This window comes from Microlunatus endophyticus (assembly GCF_014646195.1).
GTDB lineage: Bacteria > Actinomycetota > Actinomycetes > Propionibacteriales > Propionibacteriaceae > Microlunatus > Microlunatus endophyticus.
In genome coordinates, this window is sequence record NZ_BMMZ01000007.1 from 54,686 (window position 1) to 76,114 (window position 21,429).

Consider the following 21,429-nt stretch of genomic DNA (forward strand, 5'->3'; position numbering starts at 1 on the left):
CCCGCTGAACCGGCTCAGATTGCAACTACCGATATCCAATGGCGATACCGAGTGACACGTACCCCTTACTGCGGCAGCATGCCGCTCCACAAGACCCATCCGGGGCTGTACGCGCAGTCAGGTTTGTCTTCCGTCTGGGCGACACGGAACCAAGCCTCGAAGAGATCGGGACCGACCTTCTCGCTCGAAGATGAACTGGAGCGCAGCGCAGTTAAGTGCGCCGTTGCCGATCACGATCCGGAGGGACGAGTCCAATCGCTGGCTTTCTCAAGCCTGCAAGCCATGGCAAGGAACCCGCCTCTTGGGTTGTCTGCCGCATGTGATTAGAACTGTGGGCCGGACGGCCAGTCCGCATCGCTCAGGTCCGGCTCGTCGGGCGGCTCGTCGCCATCAGAGTCCTCTATGAGCGGGGTCAGCCACTCCGTTGTCACCGACATGGTTCGGCTGTTCGGCGCGGACTCCGGCGGCAGCTGTCCGATCCGCACGACGACGGGCACCTGAGCCGAGACACCGGACAAGATGCAAGTGCCCGTGGGCAGAATCGGCAGGGACTCGAACGACACGCGATCGAGGTAGGCGACCGCCTTCTCGATGGCGTGAACGTCCAGGTTGTTCACAAGCCGGTGGAGAAAGTAGTTGTGTAGCTGCGAGACGATGGTTTCGGAGATGTCATGGGGACGTTGGCTCGCGATCGTCAGGAACACCCCAAACTTTCGGCCCTCCTTGACGATCTCCTCGAACGTCTCCAGGCGATAGTCGCGCCATGCCTCGCTTTCCCGCGCAGACTCCGACGACAAGATGTTGTGTGCTTCGTCGATGATGAGGTTCAGGTACCTCTGGCCGTGCGGGTCTGACCGCTTCTTGTCGTCATACAAATGCTTGCAGACGATCATGGGGATGACCTTGCGCATCGCAAGGTTGACGTTCCGTAGGGAAACCACCGTTAGCGGCACCTTGGTAAACGCATCGTCCGACACTCGAACGAGGCGCTTGATACTGGGCACGCGCTCGACCATTCGTTTCATCATTGGGCCGAGGTACTCGCGGTTCGCGAAGCCACTGATCACGTCCCGGTAGTACTGGAGGACGAGCTTGAAGCGAACCAGATCTACGTCGCCGACTGAGGAGAAGTCCTGCTGAACGGCCGTAACCTTGCCCTTGATGAAGTCGCTCCAATCGTCCGCGGTTGCCCATTTCTCTTCCGCACTCCAGCGTGGACCCCAATAGAAGTTATGGTCACGGCTGAAGTACTGGAGTTTGTCCCGCATCTCCTGAATCAACGACAGCAGCCCCTGGCGATCCACATCATCGCCGAGGCACTCTTCGATCTCTTCGAGGAAGTTGATTGGGAGCTGCCTGTCGATCGTCGCGTCATTGCTCTTCGTCGCGCGCGCGACGAGGTCTCCGATGACATCGAGGAGTGCTGCGGAGTCTGGAAGTAGGGCGTCCCAGTAGTCGCTCTTGAGCACGCGAGAAATGAAGGGAGCCTGCGTCTTTTCAGTCGCGTCGAGCAGAACGGTCCAAAAGACTGGATCATGAACGGCGGACCTTGGAAGTGGCAGCCGATCTCCACCGTCGTCGTGTGTCGACAGGTCGTAAACCTGCTTCACATCGTCCCCGGCAATGACTGCGGTCGCGTACTCCTCCGATCCGTCCGCACGGTTGACGTACTCGCCGTTGAAGTCGATCAACACGAACTGAGATCGTTGGCGGAACGTCTCGATCGCCCCGTACCTCTTGAACAGTTCGTGATACAGCTTGGCGAGCGTGTACGACTTCCCGCTGCCCGTGTTGCCGAAGATCCCTACGTGGCTCGCGAAGATTGCATTAACACCAACCGATACCGGCTGAGTTGGCTCCATCGCCAGCGCGCCGATCTCGAGCGGCTCATCGTCCGCCGAGACGAACGTGTGGATGAGTCCGAATTCATCCTCCGTGAGGATGAAGCACTCGTTGTCGAGGAGCGGCATCTCACGCACTCCGCGCTCGAAGCGTCCGCCCTCGATGTAACCGACAAGGCTGACGTCGAGCTGTCGGGACAAGGGGTCCACGCCGCGGCGGTACCCGGAGCTCGCCCCGCGATCCTCTTCGACAACCTCCCCATCAACCTTGGCGATCAGCTCAACGAAGCCCTTGACGATCTTGACGTAGCTCGCGACGGCGACGTTCCGCACAAGGCCTCCGCGGTACAGGAGGTGCGAGCCGTTCTTGAGCTTGTCGACCGCGACTCGCACACGCCGGCCGTCGACCGACACGACCCTGCCCACGCGGAACACTGCGTCCTGATCAAGAACGTCTTCCTCAATCACCGGGGGACTCCGCGGGGGGCGTCCGGATGTCCAGTTCGATTCGCTGATCCGGTGCAGGGATCTTGTCGCGAACGATCGGCGCGAAGTAGTCGGACTCCAGAATGTCGAAGTTGATCTTGCGTTCGTCGAGCCCCTCGCCCGGCTCGTCTGGGATCACGAACTGGATGTTGCCGTTCTTGACTTCGCTGTCGGGCAGGAGCGCCTCGTAGTCCCTGAGACCCCCGCGCGAGTAGCAGAACACGATCACTTCCAGGGTCGGATTCGTTCGCGCTGCGCGCAGCACGAGGTCGCGCAGATGCTCATCACGGAACGAGAACCCGTGGACAAAGAGGACGCTGTTCTCTTTCTCCATCTCGTTGGAGAACCGGCGGATCAGCTCGTAGTACGTCTCGTTGAGCACGGTCGTCGCGAACTTGCGCTTGTCCGGATTGACGATGCCGAGCCTGTTGTAGCCATCAGAAAACGCCCCGACCGCCTCTGCCGCGGTCTCCTCTGTGCCGAGCAGTTTGAGGTCCTCCAATCGTTGCTCTGCCTTGGCCAAAAGATCCGTGGTTGATTGGATTGTCGGCCCCTGGCCGTGCGGCTGAGGATCGACGAGCACGGACAGCAGGTGTTGCTTCGCAGCGTCGAGTAGCTCTTTGACCTCCCTGACGAGCGTCAGCCCGTGGTCAAAGTAGATATCAGCCTTCCGGTCCTCTCGCTCCTGCTGACGCCACGCGGCCGATCCGTGAATCTTGATGAGGTTGAAGACCGGCACCTCGAACCGGTGCTCGTACCGACTGCCCATCCGAAAGCGGAGAGTGTTGAAGTCACCGAGGTCAAACTTTGGCCTGATCTTGCCGCTGAACCCATCAGAGAGGTCGACGCCGAGCTCCTCCATGGCCACCTCGAACAACATGTCCACGTTCGTCGTGAAGATGTTCGCCTGCTTCGACAGGAGCGTGCTGTGCCGTCGCAGCAGGATGCGGTTCAGGGTGCGCACGAAGGTCGCATAGGAGCGAAGAACGGACTCAGCTGAAGCCTCGCGCTCGACGACCCTGGTGTTGGGGACGAGGACGTTCTCGAAGAAGTAGGCCTGGATCGAGGCGCGGACAAGCAGTTTCGCACCGTCGGGCCTGCTCGCGTCGGCGAGGTCCGTGAGCGCCTGCTCGATGTTGCCAAGCGGCGCGAAGTACGGGACGGACGTACCCGCGCCGATCAAGAAATTGAGATGCGCAGACTCAACGATGGTGCGAAGGCGTTCGGGTGTGAGTCCGTTCACGTGCGGTTCGGACACGGGCTGCTGTGCCACACCGTTGATCCGGATGTCAGCCATCACGACCCCACAAGCGCGAGGAGGTTCTCGTACGTGTCCACGACGTCGTACTTCACGCCGTCGTTCTCGGCCTTGTCGTTCAGCGACGCAAAGAACTTGCGGGCGCATTCGATCTTGGCCTCCTCCACGCCTTTGAGTTGGAGTGTCGACATCGAGCCCTTCGTCTCAGCGACGAAGTAGACATGCTTAATCTTCGTATCGTCGTCGCGGAATGCGATCGCCCAGTCGGGGTTGTAGTCGCCAACAGGTGTGGGAATGAAGAACCCGCGCGGAAGCTTCGAATAGACGACCACCTCATCACTGACGTCTAGTTTCTCGACGAACGACCGCTCGATCCCAGAGTCGGTGACGACGTACTCGTAGATGCTCTTCTTGAGTTTGCCACCCGCCTTCGACAGGTCTTGGGCAGTCTGGTTCTCTGTGAAGATCGACGAATCGTACCGGTTGTCGAGCGGGTCATAGGCGAGGTGCTCGACGATCACAATCGCTTTCTGTTCGTTGATCAGGCGGGACGTCTCCGTGATGAATTGCTCGGGGTTCTGTTTGAACTTTGCGAAGGTGCCGGGGTTGATGCCGGTCAGAATCGCCGCGCAGGTGCGGCGGGTTAGCTGGGTCTTCTCCGCGATCTCACCGAGCAGGTCGTACTTCACGGTCGATCCTGCCGAAGCCGCCGAGTGCTCTACCTTCGTCTCGGAGACCTTGAACCCCGTACCGGCTTCGAGCTGTTCGATTTCGAGGCCGACGACCTGCTTGCCGCTTTCGACCAGGTACTGCATGACGGTGACGTTGAGGGACTTGTTGAGCACCTCAATGCAATTCTTGACTAGCTCGGCGGAGTCGAACTCGACCTGGTAGACGGCCTTGTGGTTAATGCGGTTCCACAGTTCTTGGAACTCGCGCTTCTTGAAGTTCGCCTCGTTGAAGGGGATCTTCTTTGGCTTCCGCCCGTCGGTCGGCGTCGGCAGTTCGAGGTAGAGCGCGTCGACGAGCGACCAGACAACGTCGATGACCGGCTTGAGCACCTCGGCCGTCGGCGCGGCGAGAGTGCCATTCGCGCGGTCATCCTTGTACGCCTGCGTGACCAAACCACCATCATCGATGTAATCGTGGCGGATCAGATGGTTATAAAGCGCCTGGGCGACCGCCTTCTCGAGCACACTCGTGGAGCCGTCGGCGAACGTGACCTGTTTGCCGACGAAGTAGTCGACGCTCGCCTTGCGCGGCCGCGCGGACAGCGACTCCACGATCTCCTTCTGCAGCGCGGTAACAAACTCGGTGTACGACTCGTCGGTGACGACGGTCAGCTCATTGATGTCGTGCACGGTGACGGGGTTGTCCATCCGCTCGCCATGCTGGTCAACGCACAAGCGCAACCCGCGGCCGATTTCCTGCCGGCGCGTCGTCGTGTTGTCGCTCTTCTTGAGCATGCCCATCACAAACACGTTCGGGTTGTCCCAGCCTTCGCGCAGCGCGGAGTGTGACCAGATGAACCGCACTGGCTCGTCGAACGACAGCAGCCGCTCTTTGTCCTTCAAGATCAGGTCATAGGCATCGACATCGTCGGACTGGCCCGCGAAGTCGCCGCGGGCGGCGATCTTGCCGTCGACTGCGCGTCCGGTCCTCTTGTCGATCGAGAAGTAGCCTTCGTGAGTTGACCTCACCGGGATCATTTGGACGTGCTTGCGGTACCGTTCAGCGGCCTCGTCGAAGTCGAGCTGGTCGAGATAGTCGCCCAGGACTGCCTCATATTCTTCCTCGAACATGCGCGCGTACTCCCCGAGGGTGTCCTCGCGCTCGTAGTCGCGGTACTTAGCGACCTCGTCGATGAAGAAGAGTGACAACGTCTTGATGCCCTGCGCGAACAGCTCGCGCTCCTTGTCGAGATGGGCGCGGATGACCTCGCGAATCTGAATGCGTCGCTTTTGATCCTCGGCTATGTCCTCGGTCACTTCACCGGCACCGATGATGTTGCCATTGCTCAGCTCAATGATGTCGCGGTTCGCATCGACGTCGCGGATGAACAGGCCCTTGTAGGCCTCGATGCCGCCGGAGATGGCGTGCAGGTTCATGCCCTGGCTCAGTCGCTTCACCTGTCGTTTGATGCCCTGGGCGGTCTGCACCTCCAGCTCGACCCGTGCTTTCGGGAAGTCTGCTCCCTTGCCGACTTCCAAACCGTCTACGTACAGGTACGCGGTGCTGCCGGCCAAGTGTCTAACGGCGATGCCACGCACCGCGATCTTCTTCACCAGCTTCTGGTTGTATGCGTCGACCGCATCGAGGCGATGCACTTTGGTTCGTTGGATCTTGTGAGTGGCCGAGTACCTCAGCGCAAACAGGGCATTGAACCTTGCGAGGGCCTCCAAGGACTTCGACGGTTTCTTGGCATCGCCCTCGATCTTCTGGGGCTCGTCGATGATCAGGATTGGTCTGTTTGCCGCGATCACGTCGATCGGCCTGCGGGACTGGAAATCGTCTAGCACGTCGTAAATCCGGCGGGCGTCCTTTCCGGTGGCGTTGAACGCCTGGATGTTGATGATCATCACCTGGACGCCCGGGTCGGACGAGAACCGTTCCAGCTCGTGAAGCCGCGAGGAGTTGTAGACGAATGTGCGCGGCTTGGTGCCGTACATCTGCTGAAAGTGCTCGGCGGTGATGTCGAACGACTTCTGTACACCCTCGCGGATCGCAATCGACGGCACGACCACGATGTACTTCGACCACCCGTACCGCTTGTGCAACTCCATGATCGTCTTCGTGTAGACGTAAGTCTTGCCGGTGCCAGTCTCCATCTCGATGTCGAGATTGATCGGTGCCGCGGACTTCTTGACCGGGTCCTTCAGATCCTTTGATGCCGTCAGCCCTCGTGCCTGCTGCACGCGGTGGACGTTGGTCAGGAGCTGCGGCGGTGTGAGCGCGACCTCCGCATTGCGCAAGCCCGCGTCCTCCAGCAGTGTCAGCGCCGTATCATTGCCGGGGTCGACGCGGTACTTGACCCCATCTGCGTACGGCTGTCCGGTGAAGACGTCGACCACGGCCTCGACGGCCTCGGTCTGGTACTCCTGGACCTTGAACTGGAGCTTCATCCGGTCAGATCGCCCTTACCTCTGTCGCCGGCGACACCTCGCGGAAGACCTGCTCGGCGTTGACGCGAGCGGCGTCGGTGGCGAACCCCGCGTCGAGGAACACGGCGCGCAGCGGATGCCGGCTGGCGATTTCCTCGACGACGGCCTCGCTCACTTCGTCGGCAAAACACGCAATCAGAGCGCCATCGGCGACCGACAGCACTCGTCGGGCACCGACCTCCTCGACCGTGATCGGCTCGGCGAGGTCAAGCCCCCAGTCGAGCAGCACCTGGAAGAGCAGGTCTTCGTCGGTGCGGTCGGGCTTCACGCTGCCGACAGCCTCGGATAGCGCAAACTGCGTGAGATCGTCCGCGGCCGCGAGTGTGTCAGCCATGTTGGTTGTCGCGACATACAGCGATCGAAAGCCAAAGTCGAGATCGGCACCTATCAGCCCGGCCGTTTCCTGCGCTTGTGCACCGGCGCGGCGCAGGCGTTCACGGGCGATGCTTGCGATGGTGTCGTAGTGCGGATGGTCAACCGGCTCGTCAACCTGGACGAGGATGTAGCGCCGATGTCCGCCATCTGCCGCATTGAGGTCCATGACGGCGTGTCCAGTTGAGCCGGAGCCCGCGAAGAAGTCGAGGACGACGGCGTCCTTCGCCCCACCAGTGACGAGACGGAGCCAACGCGCAAGGACGCGGCGGTCCTTAGGGTTCTCGAATACGATCTCGCCCATGAGATTGCGCATGTCGGTGCTCGCGGCCTTGCGGTCCTGCTCGAACACCGAGATCGCGACCTGGTCACTCGTCTCGTCGAGAAAGATGATGCCGCGCGGGATCGTACTCTCATCCTCACCGAACCAGATTCGGCCCGCGGCGATCCGTCGATCCATCTCGTCCTTCTTGAAGCGCCATCCGGTCTTTGGGAATGAAACCGGCTTACCCGTCACCGGGTGAAGGACTTCATAAATAGCACCGCCTCGGCCTGGCCATGTGATGTCACGGTACGTGCTCATCGGACGGCCGGTGCCCGGTTGAAGCTGGTCGTAGCGCGCAACCGCATCGGTGATCTCACCAGCAGCCTTCTTGTTCTTCAGCCAAGCCTTCCACTGGTTGGCGGCATCTTCGTCGCTCTTGCGGGCAGTCCATATCGAAGCGGCCTGAGTGAGGGCAGTTTCGAGCCCTACCTTGGGCTCGCGCCATCGCACACCGAGTTCGCTGAGCCGCGTCTCGTTCTTGGCGTAGATCAGCATGTAATCCGCGCCGTTGGAGACATAGCGGGAGTCGTTCTTGCGACCGCCCTGCCAGACGACGTCCGAGATGAAGTTGTCAGCTCCGAAGACCTGATCGAGGAGCACGCGGAGGTTCGCGTGCTCGTGGTCGCCGATTGCGGCGATGATAACGCCGTCTTCGGTCAGCAGCCCACGCGCCAGCTTCAGTCGGGAGTACATCATGCTGAGCCAGTCGGAGTGGAAGCGGCCGTTGGCCTCGGTGTTCGCAACGAGGCGGTCTCCCGTCTCCGACTTCTGGCCCGAGCGGGCGAGATAGTCGGCGCTCGACTCAGCGAAATCGTCCTCGTAGACGTAGTCGTTGCCCGTGTTGTACGGCGGGTCGATATATATGAGCTTGATCTTGCCGAGGTAGGGTTCCTGAAGGAGCTTCAGCGCGTCGAGGTTGTCGCCCTCGATGAAGAGGTTCTTGGTGGTGTCGAAGTCGACCGACTCGTCGCGTACTGGGCGCAAGGTCTTGGCGATCGGAGCGTTGGCGGCGAAGGCGGCGGCACGCTTGCCGGGCCAGTCGAGCTGGTAGCGCTCCTGCGGGCCCTCGACGACATGGTCGGAAAGTTCCTGGCGAAGCGCCTCGAAGTCAACCGCGCGGACGGGCTTGCCGTCAGCGTTGAGGGTCTCGGTGACGACCGTCGGGAGCAGCTCAGCGATCGCGTCGATGTTGCGCTGGGTCAGGTCCGACGAGTGCATCTTGAGCTTGTCCACGGTCATTCCTTGTTGCTCGGTACAGGGTCTGTCAGCTCGGCAAGCACTGCAGTACGTTCCTTGATCTGCCTGCGGAGTTCGATCTTGCGGTTGAGTTGTGGTTCGGTGCGCAGCTTCTTCTCTAAGGCGGCGATCTCGCGTTGGAGCTTTCGGGCGCGGTCTAGTCTGTCAGTCGCCTCTGACACGGTCTCGCCGACGCGAGTGGCGACCGGCAAGAGTGACTCCAGGAGTGCCTCGTACAGGCTCGGCAAGTCCAGTGCCGTCGGCAGTGGCCGGCGGGGCGCGTCGACGGGTTGCCACTCGGTAGTGAAGTAGGTCGCGATGCGCGGCGTCTTGCCGTCCAGCGTCTTCTGCGCCGCGGACATGCGAACGCGTTCGGTGCTGGCGACCTCGAAGAGGATCGGGAAGTGCACGGTCTTGTCGATGGCGGCGAGAACCTCGTCGGAGACGTCCGCGCCCTTGGTCTCGATAGTGAAGACCTGGATCTCGGGCACGGTGGTCGTGCCGCGCAGTCGGATGGTGTCGTCGGCGAGCTTGTAGGCCCAGGTGATGCGCTGGATGTCGTCCACGAACCTCTCGCGCAGCGCAGTGCGCACGTTGCTGTGCTCGTAGAACTTGGTCTTGGGCACGGCGCGGCCGAACGCGGCGTTCCGGGGCCAGCGGTAGAGGACGGGCGTGGTTTGGACGGGCTCAACCACCGGGCACCTCCTCCTCGACGATGGCGAGGAAGGCGATCAGCTCGAAGTCGTCGAGCCCGGCGATGGTCTGCACAAGCGCAGTGGTGTGGCCGGGGCTGAAGAGGCTGTCGACGTCGCGTTCCTCGTTGACGTCGATCATGGAGCGGATCGCGTCGGTGAGCAGGCGGCTGTACTTGCCCATGTCCGCGCCGTCACGCGTGGCGGCGTTGAAGACGCGGCACACCTCCCAAGCCGGCTCGTCACGGTTGCGGCATCCCGCGCGGATCAGGTCGAGCAGATGCTTGACCTCCGTGTGGTCGGCGAGCACCTGACCCCCATCGTCAAGGTAGACGAGGTAGTACGGGTGCAGGCGGTTGCCCCGGTTGAGGTGCTCGTCGGCGTTGATGTTGCGCAGCACAAATAGAGCGCCGGGCCTGAGCCCCTTGTCGAGGTCGGCGGGCACGACAGCGTGCAGGCCCTTGGGAGTGCCGGCCAGATCGCCGTATTCCTTGATGTAGCCGAGCAGGTCCATGCGGAAGTCGTTCAGGCCGAGGTCGGTGATCGAGACGCCGGCGCGGACGTCCTCGAGCTCAATTACTTCGTCTTGGAGCTTGCGCAGCTGTTCCTTGCGGAATGCAGCGTCACCGGCGTCTGGATCGAGGATGTTGTCGTCGCCGGTGCCGCCGAGGTTCGCGGCAACCATGCGGTTCTCGACCCTTTCCTTCAGGTTGATGTACTCGTCTAGGGAGATGTCGGGCCAGAAGTTGACAAGCTGAATGCGATCGTTGGTCGAGCCGATCCGGTCGATGCGACCGAACCGCTGGATGATTCGGACCGGGTTCCAGTGGATGTCGTAGTTGACGAGATAGTCGCAGTCCTGGAGGTTCTGGCCCTCGCTGATGCAGTCGGTGCCGATCAGCACGTCGATCTCCGACGACTCTTTCGGCATGACGAGATGGCGCTGCTTCGAGCGGGGCGAGAACAGCGTGAGCGTCTGCTGGAAGCCGTATCCTTTACCGACCGTGGTGGACGGGTTGCCCTGGCCGGTGACGAGCGCGCTGTGGTAGCCGTGCTGCTTGAGCCCTGGTGCGAGATTTGTATAGAGGTATTCGGCGGTATCAGCGAACGCAGAGAAGATCAGCACCTTGCGGTTGCCTGGGTTCAGAGGATGCTGCAGTTTGCCCGCTATCAGGTCCCGCAGCGCGCGCAGCTTCGAGTCGTGTTCGGGGCTGATGCCGCTGATCGAGGCGAGCAGCTGCTGGATGACCTTGCCGTCATTGACGAGGTCCCGGTTCCACGACTCGACGTCCATGTCGGCCAGGTCAATCTGCGTCTTCCGTCCGACCGTGCCGCTGGTGGGAAACTCAAAGTCGTCGTCTTCAGCGTCCATGTCGGCGAAGGCAGAGACGATGTCGGCGATCTTCGCGGCGTGGTTGTCGACGGCTTCGATCGCCTCGGCGACCGTGAGTTCTAGGCGAGTGAGGGTGAGGCGGAATGCCTCGACGCTGGACTCGAGGCGCTTGAGTAGGTTCACGGTCATGAGCTTGCGGATGCCTTGCTCGCGGCTGGCTGCGCCGAGGTTGGCTGTCTCGCCGCCCATGTAGTTCTGTCCCGAGCCAGCTCCGTACAGCTGTTCGTACTTGTCGCGGCGACTCGGGAAGACGTACGCCAGAGGGGTGTAAACCGCCAGCGTCAGAAGCTGGAGCTGGTCGAAGATTTCGTTGAACGTAGGTGCGCCCGTCAGGTCGGTCAGTGGCGGTCGCAACGAGGCCGGCTTGAGCCGTTCTGGGAACGCGCCGATGTCGGCGGTGTCGTAGAACGCTTGGATGTGCTTGCGCGAGCGGGCGATGGTCACCGCATCGAGCAGCTCGAAGAAGTCGAAGTCCAGTCGGGCCAAGATTGCGTCAGTCGTGCGGTCCTCAGGTGGCAGGTCGCTCCACTCGTTGAACACACGCTGCGCCTGCCGGAACACCTCTTCGATGGAGGTCTGGATGTTCAGCTTCGCCGCGAGCTGCGTCGAGTCGCCCTCATAGGCGAGGGCGAGCTGGTTGCGCAGGTCGTTGAACCGGTTGTTCACCGGCGTCGCCGAGAGCATGAGGACCTTGGTCTTCACGCCCTCGCGGATGACCTTGCGCATGAGTCGCTGGTAGCGGGTCTCGCGCTCCTGGACGTAGTCGGCGTTGCGGAAGTTGTGAGACTCGTCGATCACAACCAGGTCGTAGTTGCCCCAATTGATCAGGTCCAGTCGCTTGCCCAGCGACTCGCCGCGGTCACGTGAGAGATCGGTGTGCGCGAGCACGTCGTAGTTGAAGCGGTCCTTGGCGAAGATGTTCGTCGTGTAGTTGCTGTTGTAGTTGGTCCAGTTGTCGGCGAGCTTCTTCGGCGCCAGCACGAGCATCGTCTTGTTGCGCAGCTCGTAGTACTTGATCACCGCCAGCGCCGTGAACGTCTTTCCCAGGCCCACACTGTCGGCCAAGATGCAGCCGTTGTACGTCTCCAGCTTGTTGATCACGCCGGTCGCGGCGTCTTTCTGGAAGTTGTAGAGCGCCTTCCAGACCTCTGTGTCCTGATAGCCGGTCAGGTCGTTGGGCAGGACGTCCTCGCTGATGTCGTCGAGGAACTCGTTGAAGAGGTTGTAGAGGATCAGGAAATAGACTCGCTGCGGCGAATTCTCCGCGTACACGCTGGCGATGTGGTCACGCACCACCTCGGTCACGTCATCGAGTTGATCGGGGTTATGCCATATCTGGTCGAAGAGTTGCATGTATTGCTGCGTGAACGGCGCATCGTCGATCTTGTGCACCATGTTCGACACCGCAGGCCCCCGCTCATACCCGAGGTCAGCAGTGGTGAAGCCCTGAAGTGGCGCATATGCGGCCGTGTCGTCGACCACGGCGAACGACTGCATGGGTGCGCCGGTGCGGTTCGAGCGGAAGGTGACCTTCTGGCGCACCCACTCCGCGCACTCACGGGCGATGGCTCGCTGAGTCAGCTTGTTGCGGAGTCGGATCTCGAACTCGGTGCCGTAGAGCGCTGCATCTCGGCTCATGTCTCTCGGAATGTAGAACTGCCGCCGCTCTGAGGCTGGCTTGTCGGTTGCGCTAGACGTCGTGAACGATGGCGCGGTGAATATGAACTCCAGCTCCTTGATCGACTCGAGCTCATCTTGGAGCGCCTCGAATGCGAAGATCGAGAAGGTGCTTGCCGCGATACGCAGCCTGGAACCCGGCTTGATCGAATCTCGCAGGTCATCGCCAAGTAGCTGATTCAGATTATCGATGATGCGCACTCAGTCAACACCATCTGTCGATCCGACGTTGGAGCAGCAGCGCCGGCGGTTACCAAATCTCGGGGGTAGGTGAATGTTCTTTGTCGCGACTCGATGCGAGGGCATCATCCGAGCATCCAGGTGGGATTCGGCGCCATCCGTTTGTCCGTCGAGTCCTGAGCGCGTCCGCACATCGCTCACCTTATAGTCGCCCGAAGCATTGCGCTGCCAGTTCGGGTTAGAAACCAACATGCGGAGCATTTGCCGCGGTCGCCGCGTTGTCTCCCATCTCGAACGCACACGGTTCATCGGCGGATCGAGGCTAAGCCGTTTGCCTGTGACTGGGATAACGTGGCGACAGTTGCTCGCTCCCAGGTGAAGGTCTGATGGAAACCAACGTCCGCACGCCCCTCGCGATCTTCAATCTGCCTCAGCATCTCGTAGTCCCGCTGTTTCAGCGTCCGTATGTGTGGGACGAGGAGGAGCAGTGGTTGCCTTTGTGGCAGGACATCGCGCGGATGGCCAACCTCCGTCTCACAAACCCGTGGGCGAACGGGGCGCACTTCCTCGGCGCCGTGGTGCTCCAGGCGTACGACGGCGTGACAGGTGCGGTGCCCGCCTGGAACGTGATTGACGGTCAACAGCGCCTAACGACGCTTCAGATCGTCCTCGACGCCGTCGCCGCCGCCTTCACCGAGTCGGGGATCGCAACGCTGGCCGCGCAGCTTCAGTCGCTGACTCACAACGATCCGAACTTCGTCCCTGATGAGGCTGAGCGCCTCAAGATCCGGCACACGAACCGCGATCGCGCGGCATTCGACGAGGTGATGAACGCCGACCTTCCCGTGGATCACTCGACCCTCAAGCACGGGTCCTCGAAGATCGCGCGAGCCCATCAGTTCTTCCTCGAACAAGTGCGTTCATGGCTGACCACCGAGGTGGACGAGGGCGATGTTGCCGCCGTTGCCCAACGCGCCGACGCTCTCGCGAACGTGCTCAAGGAGGGCTTGCAGCTCGTCGTCATCGACCTGAAAGCCACGGAGAACTCGCAGGAGATATTTGAAACTCTCAACGCGCGCGGCACACCTCTAACAGCGGCGGACCTCATCAAGAACTTCGTCTTCCAGCGCCTCGACGCTGAGGGTGCGGACACGCAGCGCGTGTACGAGCAGGACTGGCCATTCGAGAAGCGGTTCTGGGAGACCGAGATCTCGGTCGGTCGCCTGTTCATGTCGCGGTCATCGCTCTTCCTGAACCAGTGGCTCGGGTCGCGGATGGGCGAAGAGATCTCGACCAAGCAGACGTTCACGCTCTTCAAGTACTACGTCGAGCAGCGTTCGCAGCAGAAGATGAGCGAGCTGCTCGCGACCATCAAGGTGCAAGCAGACCAATACGAGCAATGGACGCTGGCCGCGGAGGACCCTGAACGCGCGCTGCCTGCAGTCGAGATGTGCGTCTACCGGATGAAGGCCGCCGGCATCGAGCTGCTCAAGCCGCTCCTTATCTGGCTCCACGAGCCCGGCCGCGACCTGCCACAGGCAGCCATCGACGGGGTCGTGGCCGCCGCTGAGAGTTGGGTCATGCGGCGTCTGATCCTCCGGCTGCCGCTCTCTGCGCTTGGAGCGACTGTCGCCAACCTGATCCGCGTGCATTCCGCGACGCCACCTGACCAACTTGCTGGCGCAGTCACCGAGTACCTCTCCCGCCAGCGCGTGTCATCAACCTACTGGCCGGGCGACCTAGAGATCCGTCGCTCCTTGCAGACGGAGGCCGCGTACAGGCGCTTCTCACGCAGCCGCCTGCGGATGTTTCTCGAAGCGGTCGAGAACGATCGCCGTGCCACATTCGACGCTGGGCCGGTGCCGAGACGGAACTACCCGATCGAACATCTGCTCCCCCAGAAATGGCAGACGCACTGGCCCGTCGACGGCCTCAAGGCAGAGATCGAACGGAACGATCACGTCCACAGACTCGGCAATCTCACACTCCTCACCGAGTCACTCAACTCCTCGGTGTCCAACGGCCCGTGGCTTGGTGACAAGGGGAAGCGGGCCAAACTCGCCAAATACGACGTCCTACTGATGAATCGAGACATCCGCGAAACCTCGCCCCACGGATGGAACGAGGATCTCATCGACAGCCGCACTGACCACCTCATCGATGCACTCCTGCGTACGTGGCCTGTGCCAGACGGACACATCGGCCAGGTCGACGACGCAAAACCCGAGGAAGAGGCCTGGGTCGAACTCAAGCACCTCGTCGCCGCGGGACTGATCGCACCGGGAACCGTCCTTCAAGCGCGAGGCAAGTGGGCAGGAACGAGCGCTGCTGTCACAGCAGACGGCGACCTTGTGATCGACGAAAGGACTTTTTCCACCCCGTCGAGCGCCGCCAAGCATGTGCGCGGAGGGATGACGAACGGCTGGACCTTCTGGAGCTTGCCCGACGGCCGGCGACTCGCCGATGTCCGTGAAGCCTTTCGCGGACATCGTCCATCCGACGACTCGCTCAAACGCTGGGATCCACAGGCCGACGCGGAGGTTGCTGCCGAGTTCTGGGGCCAGTTGAGCGATCCGGCAAAGAAGCTCTTCTCGCTTCTCGCCGAGTCATCGCCCCACCCGCTAACGGCACCCGAGCTTGGAGCGGCGCTGAAGATGGATGCGCGCGGCATCGCCGGCACGCTCGCGTGGCCGGGGCGATTCGCAGGGAACCTCGGCCACCACCTGCCGTCACGATGGATCGACGGGAGCCCTGTTCGGTACTGGATGGACGAGTCAGCAGCGGAGCTCTTCACCGAGGTGATTGAAAACGCCGAGAGCGCCGCGGTAAGCGGCAAGGGCGAGTAGTTGGCATCGCCCGTATCGCGACGCCGAGTGGAGCATAGGAGACTCGAACTCCTGACTTCGACCTTGCAAAGGTCGCACTCTACCAACTGAGTTAATGCCCCTCGGAGTCTGAAGGATACGGCACTGGGATGATGCTGGACAAAGTGAAAGCTCGACGAGGAGTCGCCATGCCAGCCGCCGGTCCGGATGATCAAGCCCTTCGACAAGCTCAGGGCTCGGATGCCCTTCGACAAGCTCAGGGATCGTTGGGGCCGATCCGGTATGGGGTGATCGGGAGCGGGTGGCGTACGCAGGCGTTCGTCCGGATCGCCGAACGACTGCCCGAGCGGTTCACGCTCGAGGGCGTCGTCACGCGCAGCGAGGCGCGGGTGGACGAGATCGTGGAGAGCTGGCAGGTGCCGGCGTACACGGATCTTGGTCGGTTCCTGGACCGGCACCCGATCGACTTCATGATCACCTCGACGCCGGTCGCGGTGACGCCTGAGGTGATCAAGGATCTGGTCGGCCGCGGCATTCCGGTGGTCGCGGAGACGCCGCCGGCGCGCGACGTCGAGAGCCTTCGCGATCTCTGGGCGGCGGTGGGGGACAGTGGACTGGTCCAGGTCGCGGAGCAGTATCCGTTCCATCCGGGGAATCTCGCCCGGCGCGCGCTGCTCGACACCGGCGCGGTCGGGGACGTCACCTGGGCGTACATCTCCTCGACGCAGACCTACCACGCGGTCGCGATCCTGCGGCAGATGCTCGGCATCGGGTTCGAGGAGGCGGCGATCTCGGCCCGCTCGTTCACCCAGCGGATGGTCGATCCACAGAGCCGCGCCGGCTGGGCCGACCACATCGACCCGGTCGACCGGACGATGACGCTGGCGAGCCTGGACTTCGACGGCAGAGTCGCCGTCTACGACTACACCGACAACCAGGTCCGCAATCCCGTTCGCGGCAACCGGCTGATCGTCCGCGGCACCCATGGCGAGCTTGCCGACGACCACCTGGTCCGGCTGCCCGCCCCGCGGACCCCGCTGGAATCCGATCTGCGCCGCTGGCAGACCGGGCAGTATCTCAACTTCGAGGTGCCCGATCTCTACCAGATCGGCGACGGCCAGCGTGTCCTCTATACCAACCCCTACTTCGGCCACACCCTGCCCGACGAGGACATCGCGGTCGCCGACCTGCTGGAACGCACCGGCCACTGGGTCCGCGACGGCGCCGAGCCGCCCTACCCGCTGGCCCAGGCGTCCCAGGACCAGCTGCTGGCGCTCGCGATCCGCGAATCCGCCGAGTCGGGCGAGATTGTACGGACCGTGCAGGAGCCTTGGCAGATCTGAACCAGCCGGCTGATTCTAGGATAAATGCTAGAATTTGGTCATGCAGACGATCACGCTGACGGACTTCAATCAGAATCCTTCCCGTGCCACGCGTCTCGCCGATGACGACGAGGTCCTCATCCTGCGCCGTGGCACCGCGGCGTATCGCCTGGTCCGCGTCGAAGGCAACCAAAGCGACCCTGTCGCAGCGCTCGTTCAGACCGGGATCCTGACACCACCGCGAGCGACGACCAGGAAGCGCGTCCGCCGCACGGCCACTGCCTCATCCGATCTGGGCGCGACACTCGAGGCCGACCGTGACCGCCTCGGCCACTGAGGCGCCGACCTGGTACGTCGACTCCTCGGTGTTGCTGCGGGCGATCGTCGAGCAGTCGCGCGCAGCCAAAGCCTGGTTCGAAAGTGCGTCCGCCGCGCACAACCGGTTCGTCGCATCTCGACTGATGGAGCTTGAAGTTCGCCGCGTGACCAAGAATGCCGGCGTCGACCAAGACATCGTGTCCGAGTATGTGGACGAGTTCTTCCTGATGTCGGTCAACGACGAACTGCTCGCCGAGGCCGTCGCTTTGGACGAGCGACTCGGCAGTGCCGATGCAATCCACGTCGCCTCGGCGCTCCGGCTCGGGGTGGGAACTCTGACGATGGTGACCCATGACCGTCAGATGGCGAAGGCAGCCAGCAACCTCGGCTTCGCGGTGCTTGATCCGGTCACTGACGACCCGAACCGGGAACCCGTCGATCACTAAACGGGGTCCCGGATCGGGCCGCCAGCCGCCCGAGGCTCAGTCCGTGAATTCGTCGACACCGACAGCGAAGTCCCAGTGGCCGACTCCGTTGTTCGCGAGGCCCATCGTGACCAGGCCCAAGCCTTCGAGCCAGTGCGCCATCGCCAGACCGCCGGCATCCAGCGGGCGCAGCCCGAGGCTCTTGACGAACGCCCCCACGCTCGCCTTCGCCTGCGCATCGTCGCCGGCGATGAAGACGGCGGGCCGGCCCTTCTCCAGGACGCCACGGAAGATCGTGTTGAACGCCTTCACCACGTGGGCGCCGGCCGGGGCCACCTTTGCGGCCTCCTGCGCGATCGACGTCTCGCCCTCGTAAGCCAGACCGTCGGCCGTGGCGTTGAACGGGTTGCTGATGTCCACGATGATCTTGCCCGCCAGAGCGTCTCCGTATTCGGCGACGACCGGCACGACACCGTCGGCCAGCAGCGCCGTGATGACGATGTCGCCGGCCGGGACGGCGCCCCACTGTCCGGTTGTTGTGCCGCTGCCCAGAGCTTCGGCCAGGGCTGCGACCTTGGACTGATCGCGGCCCACGACCTCGACCGTGTTGCCGCCGGCCACCGCCAGCGTGCCGATGGTGCGGGCCATGTTTCCCGTACCGATGAGGGTAATGCTGCTCATGAGGTGTGCTCGCTTTCGTGCTTCACAAGGGTGGGTCAGAGGGCGGTGGTGCCGCCGTCGGCGACGAGTTCCAGACCGTTGACGTAGCTCGAGTCCTCGGATGCCAGGAACAGCGCGACGGTGGCGATTTCTTCCGGACGGCCCATCGATCCGCGCGGGATGAGGGACTCGAACGCGGCCTTGGTCGCCTCGTCGAAGAGTTCTTCCTGTTTGGCGGTGGCGACCTGTCCGGGAGTCAGGACGTTGACCCGGATGTTGCGATCGCGCAGTTCGTTGAGCCACACCCGGGCCCAGGCCTGCTGGACCGCCTTGCTCCCGGCGTACAGGCTCCAGCCGGGGAACGCGCTGAGTGAAGCCGTGGACCCGGTCATGAAGATCGAACCGTTGTCGTTGATCAGCGGCAGGGCCTTCTGCACCGTGAACAGGGTGCCGCGCACGTTCAGCCCGAAGGCGCGCTCGAACTGATCCTCCGTGATGTCGCCGAGGGCCGCCGCTTCGCCCATCCCGGCGCTGGCCCACAGCACGTCGATCGAGCCCTTCTCCCGCTTGACGGTGTCGTACAGACGGTCCAGATCGTCCAGGTCCGACGCGTCGCCCTGGACGGCGGTGACGTTGCGGCCGATCAGCTCGACGGCCTCGTCCAGCGCCTCCTGCCGCCGGGCCTGGATGAAGACGTACGCACCCTCATCGACGAACAGTCGGGCGCCGGCCAGTGCCATGCCGGTGGATCCGCCGGTGATCACCGCGACCTTGCCATCGAGCTTTCCCACAATTACTCCAAGTCAGGTTCGTGCCGATGTTAAGTACACCGATCTGAGTACTTAACGTAATGGGCGATGTTGCGTGGCGCAAGTTATGTACACCGATCAGTACCGAACGAGCTATGCTAGGTCGCATGACGGTGGTGGAGAAGGGGCCGCAGGGCCGGCGTCGCGGCAGGGGCGCACGCGAGCGCATCCTCAGCGCGTCGGAGCAGCTGTTCCGCGATCAGGGCATCAACCGCACCGGCATGGACCAGCTGTGCGCCGTGGCCCAGGTCTCCAAGCGCACCGCGTACCAGCACTTCGCCACCAAGGACGAGCTCGTCGCCGAATACCTGCGCCAGTTCGACCCAGACGTCATGCCCGGGGTCTTCGACCGTACGGACCTGACGCCCCGCGAGCGGCTCCTGGCCGCCTTCGAGCTGCCCGAGTCAACGCCGCTGTGCCCCTACATCGCCGCGGCCGTCGAACTCCACGACCCCGAACACCCGGCATCGCAGTGCGCGCGCGACTACAAGATCGCTTTCGCCGCCCGGCTGACCGAGACCGCCCGCGAAGCCGGCGCCGAGGATCCCGAACAGCTCGGCGAACAGCTGGCGCTCCTGATCGACGGGGCGTCGGCCCGCAGCCGGGTCCTCAACCGCGAAGCCTTCTCGACCGCCGCTGCCATCGCCGCCGTGCTGATCGACAACGCCATCCCGCCAGGCGCGACGGCCTGATCCGTCGGGTCCCGTTCTCTCCCGCACCGGCTGCTGCATCGCGCACCGGCCGCACCCGGTGCGGGACGCAGCACCTGGTGCGGGAGCTCCACGGACTCGGAAGCGGACCAGTTGCCTGAGACCTGCGCTCAGAGGGCTGAACCCGCCGACGGCTACCGTTCTAGCGACATGATCGGCAGAACCCCTGTGGCCAACTGAATGCAAGCGCCTCGCCCGCACCATCACCCCTCGCGCCCGTCCGGTGGCCCGCCACGTCTCCGCGTGCCACGCGTGAAGCCCCCGAAAGCAGGTTCGGGCTGGCACCCGCAGGTCCAGCAGCCACCTGCCTGGAGACCACCGCAACAACAGCAGGCGCCCCGTCCGCCCGTGTGGCGACCCGCGCCGCCGCGCGCCCAGCCGCCCGCCATGCCCAACCCGCAGCAGCCCAACCCGCAGCAGCCCAGCCAGCAGCAGTGGCAGCAACAGCAACGACAACAGCTGTGGCAACGCCAGCTGTGGCAACGCCAGCTGTGGCAGCAACGACGCTGGCAGCAGCGCCAGACCATGCCGTACGGCTATGGCCCCGGTGGTTATCAGGGCCGGCGCAGATCGTCCTGGCCGATGATCCTGCTGATCTCCGGCCCGCTGGTCCTGGCCGTGATCGTCGTCCTGGTGATCGTCATCGCGGTCGTCGGAATCGGCGCGTCGGCCGCCTCGCAGGGCGGCTCCTCGCCGCAGATCAGCTATCCGAGCGGCCAGGCCTCGGCATCCCAGGAACCGGTGCCCGACCCGTCGACCCGGTCGCACCCGACCCACAGCTCGAAACCGGCCCCCAAGCCGACCACCAGGGCCACCACGGCGACCAAGAAGCCGAGCGCCAAGAAGACCAGCGCCAAGACCAGCAAGCCGAAGCAGCCGACTCGACCGGACCTGCGCAAGCAGCAGGGCTATGAGGAGATCCCGCTGCCCACCGTCTCCACCTCACCGGCTGAGGCCAAGAAGCTGGTCGCCGACGACAACCTCTACCTGGAGAAGGTCGCCAAGCACGCCTGCAGCGACGGGCCGCCGATGGATCGCTATCCCTACCCGAGCCTCAGCAATGCGGCCATGCAGTCCTGGCTGCAGAAGATCGCCGACTGCGACCAGGCGATGTGGGCCGGACCGGTCGCCCGCGCCGGCTTCCAGGCGACCAAGGTCCGGGTGCAGATATTCGACTCCGCCGAGATCGGCACACCCTGCGGCACCCAGAAGCGGGGCCACTTCGCCGCCTTCTACTGCAGCGCCAATCAGGAGCTCTACGTGGACCCGACCCTTGCCAATCCGAAGGCTGCCCCGGGCTACGACTGGGGGCAGTACTGGCAGATCGTCTCCCACGAATACGGGCACTCGATCCAGGCCAGGACCGGGATCCTGACCTCGGCATCGGTCCTGGAGTCCGCGGCCGGCTCGACCGCGTCCGCCGACAAGTGGACCCGCCGGATCGAGTTGCAGGCCCAGTGCTTCTCCGGCCTGGCGGTCACCCGGGTCGGGGGCATGAGCACCGCCCGCTACAAGCAGCAGGTGCAGTTCGAGACCACCCGCCGGCTGACCAGCACCCACGGTTCCGGCGAGCACCAGGCCGCCTGGTTCGCCCAGGGCCACAAGTACGCCGACGTCTACCAGTGCGACACGTTCAAGGCGCCCGCCTCCGATGTCTCCTGACCCGCCGTGGACGGCATCTGGCTGTGGAGTCCCTAACAAGCCCATTACAGAGGTTCTTACCGGCCTTGTCCGGGTCG

The 21,429-nt window shown here is 63.2% G+C and carries 14 protein-coding genes and 1 tRNA gene; 6 read left to right on the forward strand and 9 right to left on the reverse strand.

Annotation, left to right across the window (positions count from 1 at the left end):
* Positions 1-323: 323 nt before the first annotated feature.
* Genes IEY07_RS14650 through IEY07_RS14675 form a run of 6 tightly spaced genes read right to left on the reverse strand, consistent with a single transcriptional unit; the run spans position 324 to position 12,642 of the window.
* The gene (locus IEY07_RS14650; RefSeq protein WP_188896137.1) at positions 324-2,309 is read right to left on the reverse strand and encodes an ATP-binding protein; all 1,986 of its coding nucleotides are present in this window, start codon (positions 2,307-2,309) and stop codon (positions 324-326) included.
* Positions 2,302-3,624, reverse strand: a complete 1,323-nt coding sequence (locus IEY07_RS14655; protein WP_188896138.1) for a hypothetical protein — start codon at positions 3,622-3,624, stop codon at positions 2,302-2,304. Before IEY07_RS14655 ends, IEY07_RS14650 begins: the two co-directional genes overlap by 8 nt.
* The gene (locus tag IEY07_RS14660) at positions 3,624-6,707 is read right to left on the reverse strand and encodes a type III restriction-modification system endonuclease (RefSeq protein WP_188896139.1); all 3,084 of its coding nucleotides are present in this window, start codon (positions 6,705-6,707) and stop codon (positions 3,624-3,626) included. The genes IEY07_RS14655 and IEY07_RS14660 overlap by 1 nt, the downstream gene beginning before the upstream one ends.
* 4 nt (positions 6,708-6,711) lie before the next feature.
* Positions 6,712-8,676, reverse strand: a complete 1,965-nt coding sequence (locus IEY07_RS14665) for a site-specific DNA-methyltransferase (protein ID WP_188896140.1) — start codon at positions 8,674-8,676, stop codon at positions 6,712-6,714.
* A gap of 2 nt (positions 8,677-8,678) precedes the next feature.
* Entirely contained in the window at positions 8,679-9,374 is a 696-nt protein-coding gene (locus IEY07_RS14670; protein WP_188896141.1) for a DUF4391 domain-containing protein, read from the reverse strand.
* Positions 9,367-12,642, reverse strand: a complete 3,276-nt coding sequence (locus IEY07_RS14675) for a helicase-related protein (RefSeq protein WP_188896142.1) — start codon at positions 12,640-12,642, stop codon at positions 9,367-9,369. Before IEY07_RS14675 ends, IEY07_RS14670 begins: the two co-directional genes overlap by 8 nt.
* A gap of 365 nt (positions 12,643-13,007) precedes the next feature.
* Between IEY07_RS14675 and IEY07_RS14680 the strand changes: the two genes are divergently transcribed.
* Positions 13,008-15,467 carry a GmrSD restriction endonuclease domain-containing protein gene (locus IEY07_RS14680; RefSeq protein ID WP_188896143.1) on the forward strand — a complete coding sequence of 820 codons (2,460 nt, stop codon included), beginning with the start codon at positions 13,008-13,010 and terminating at the stop codon, positions 15,465-15,467.
* A 28-nt stretch (positions 15,468-15,495) separates the two neighbouring features.
* Here the strand turns inward: IEY07_RS14680 and IEY07_RS14685 are convergent.
* A tRNA-Ala gene (locus IEY07_RS14685) sits at positions 15,496-15,568 on the reverse strand.
* A 66-nt stretch (positions 15,569-15,634) separates the two neighbouring features.
* Between IEY07_RS14685 and IEY07_RS14690 the strand changes: the two genes are divergently transcribed.
* The 3 genes from IEY07_RS14690 to IEY07_RS14700 are packed head-to-tail and all read left to right on the forward strand — an operon-like array spanning position 15,635 to position 17,532.
* Positions 15,635-16,789: a Gfo/Idh/MocA family protein gene (locus tag IEY07_RS14690; protein WP_188896144.1), complete on the forward strand. Its 1,155-nt coding sequence runs from the start codon at positions 15,635-15,637 to the stop codon at positions 16,787-16,789.
* A 40-nt stretch (positions 16,790-16,829) separates the two neighbouring features.
* Positions 16,830-17,105 (forward strand): type II toxin-antitoxin system Phd/YefM family antitoxin, encoded by a 276-nt coding sequence (locus IEY07_RS14695; protein WP_188896145.1) that lies wholly within the window; start codon positions 16,830-16,832, stop codon positions 17,103-17,105.
* Positions 17,086-17,532, forward strand: coding sequence for a type II toxin-antitoxin system VapC family toxin (locus IEY07_RS14700; RefSeq protein ID WP_268239225.1), 447 nt, complete (start codon positions 17,086-17,088; stop codon positions 17,530-17,532). The genes IEY07_RS14695 and IEY07_RS14700 overlap by 20 nt, the downstream gene beginning before the upstream one ends.
* Positions 17,533-17,568: 36 nt before the next feature.
* On the opposite strand, the gene IEY07_RS14705 is transcribed toward IEY07_RS14700, so the two are convergent.
* Both IEY07_RS14705 and IEY07_RS14710 read right to left on the reverse strand, forming a co-directional pair.
* Complete coding sequence (locus IEY07_RS14705) at positions 17,569-18,192, reverse strand: NADPH-dependent F420 reductase (protein WP_188896147.1); 624 nt, start codon at positions 18,190-18,192, stop codon at positions 17,569-17,571.
* 35 nt (positions 18,193-18,227) lie between these two features.
* Entirely contained in the window at positions 18,228-18,962 is a 735-nt protein-coding gene (locus IEY07_RS14710) for an SDR family NAD(P)-dependent oxidoreductase (RefSeq protein ID WP_188896148.1), read from the reverse strand.
* A 125-nt stretch (positions 18,963-19,087) separates the two neighbouring features.
* Between IEY07_RS14710 and IEY07_RS14715 the strand changes: the two genes are divergently transcribed.
* A complete protein-coding gene (locus IEY07_RS14715) occupies positions 19,088-19,672 on the forward strand; it encodes a TetR/AcrR family transcriptional regulator (protein WP_188896149.1) in 585 nt (194 codons plus the stop codon).
* Positions 19,673-20,077: 405 nt separating this feature from the next.
* A complete protein-coding gene (locus tag IEY07_RS14720) occupies positions 20,078-21,352 on the forward strand; it encodes a neutral zinc metallopeptidase (protein ID WP_188896150.1) in 1,275 nt (424 codons plus the stop codon).
* Positions 21,353-21,429 lie beyond the last annotated feature (77 nt).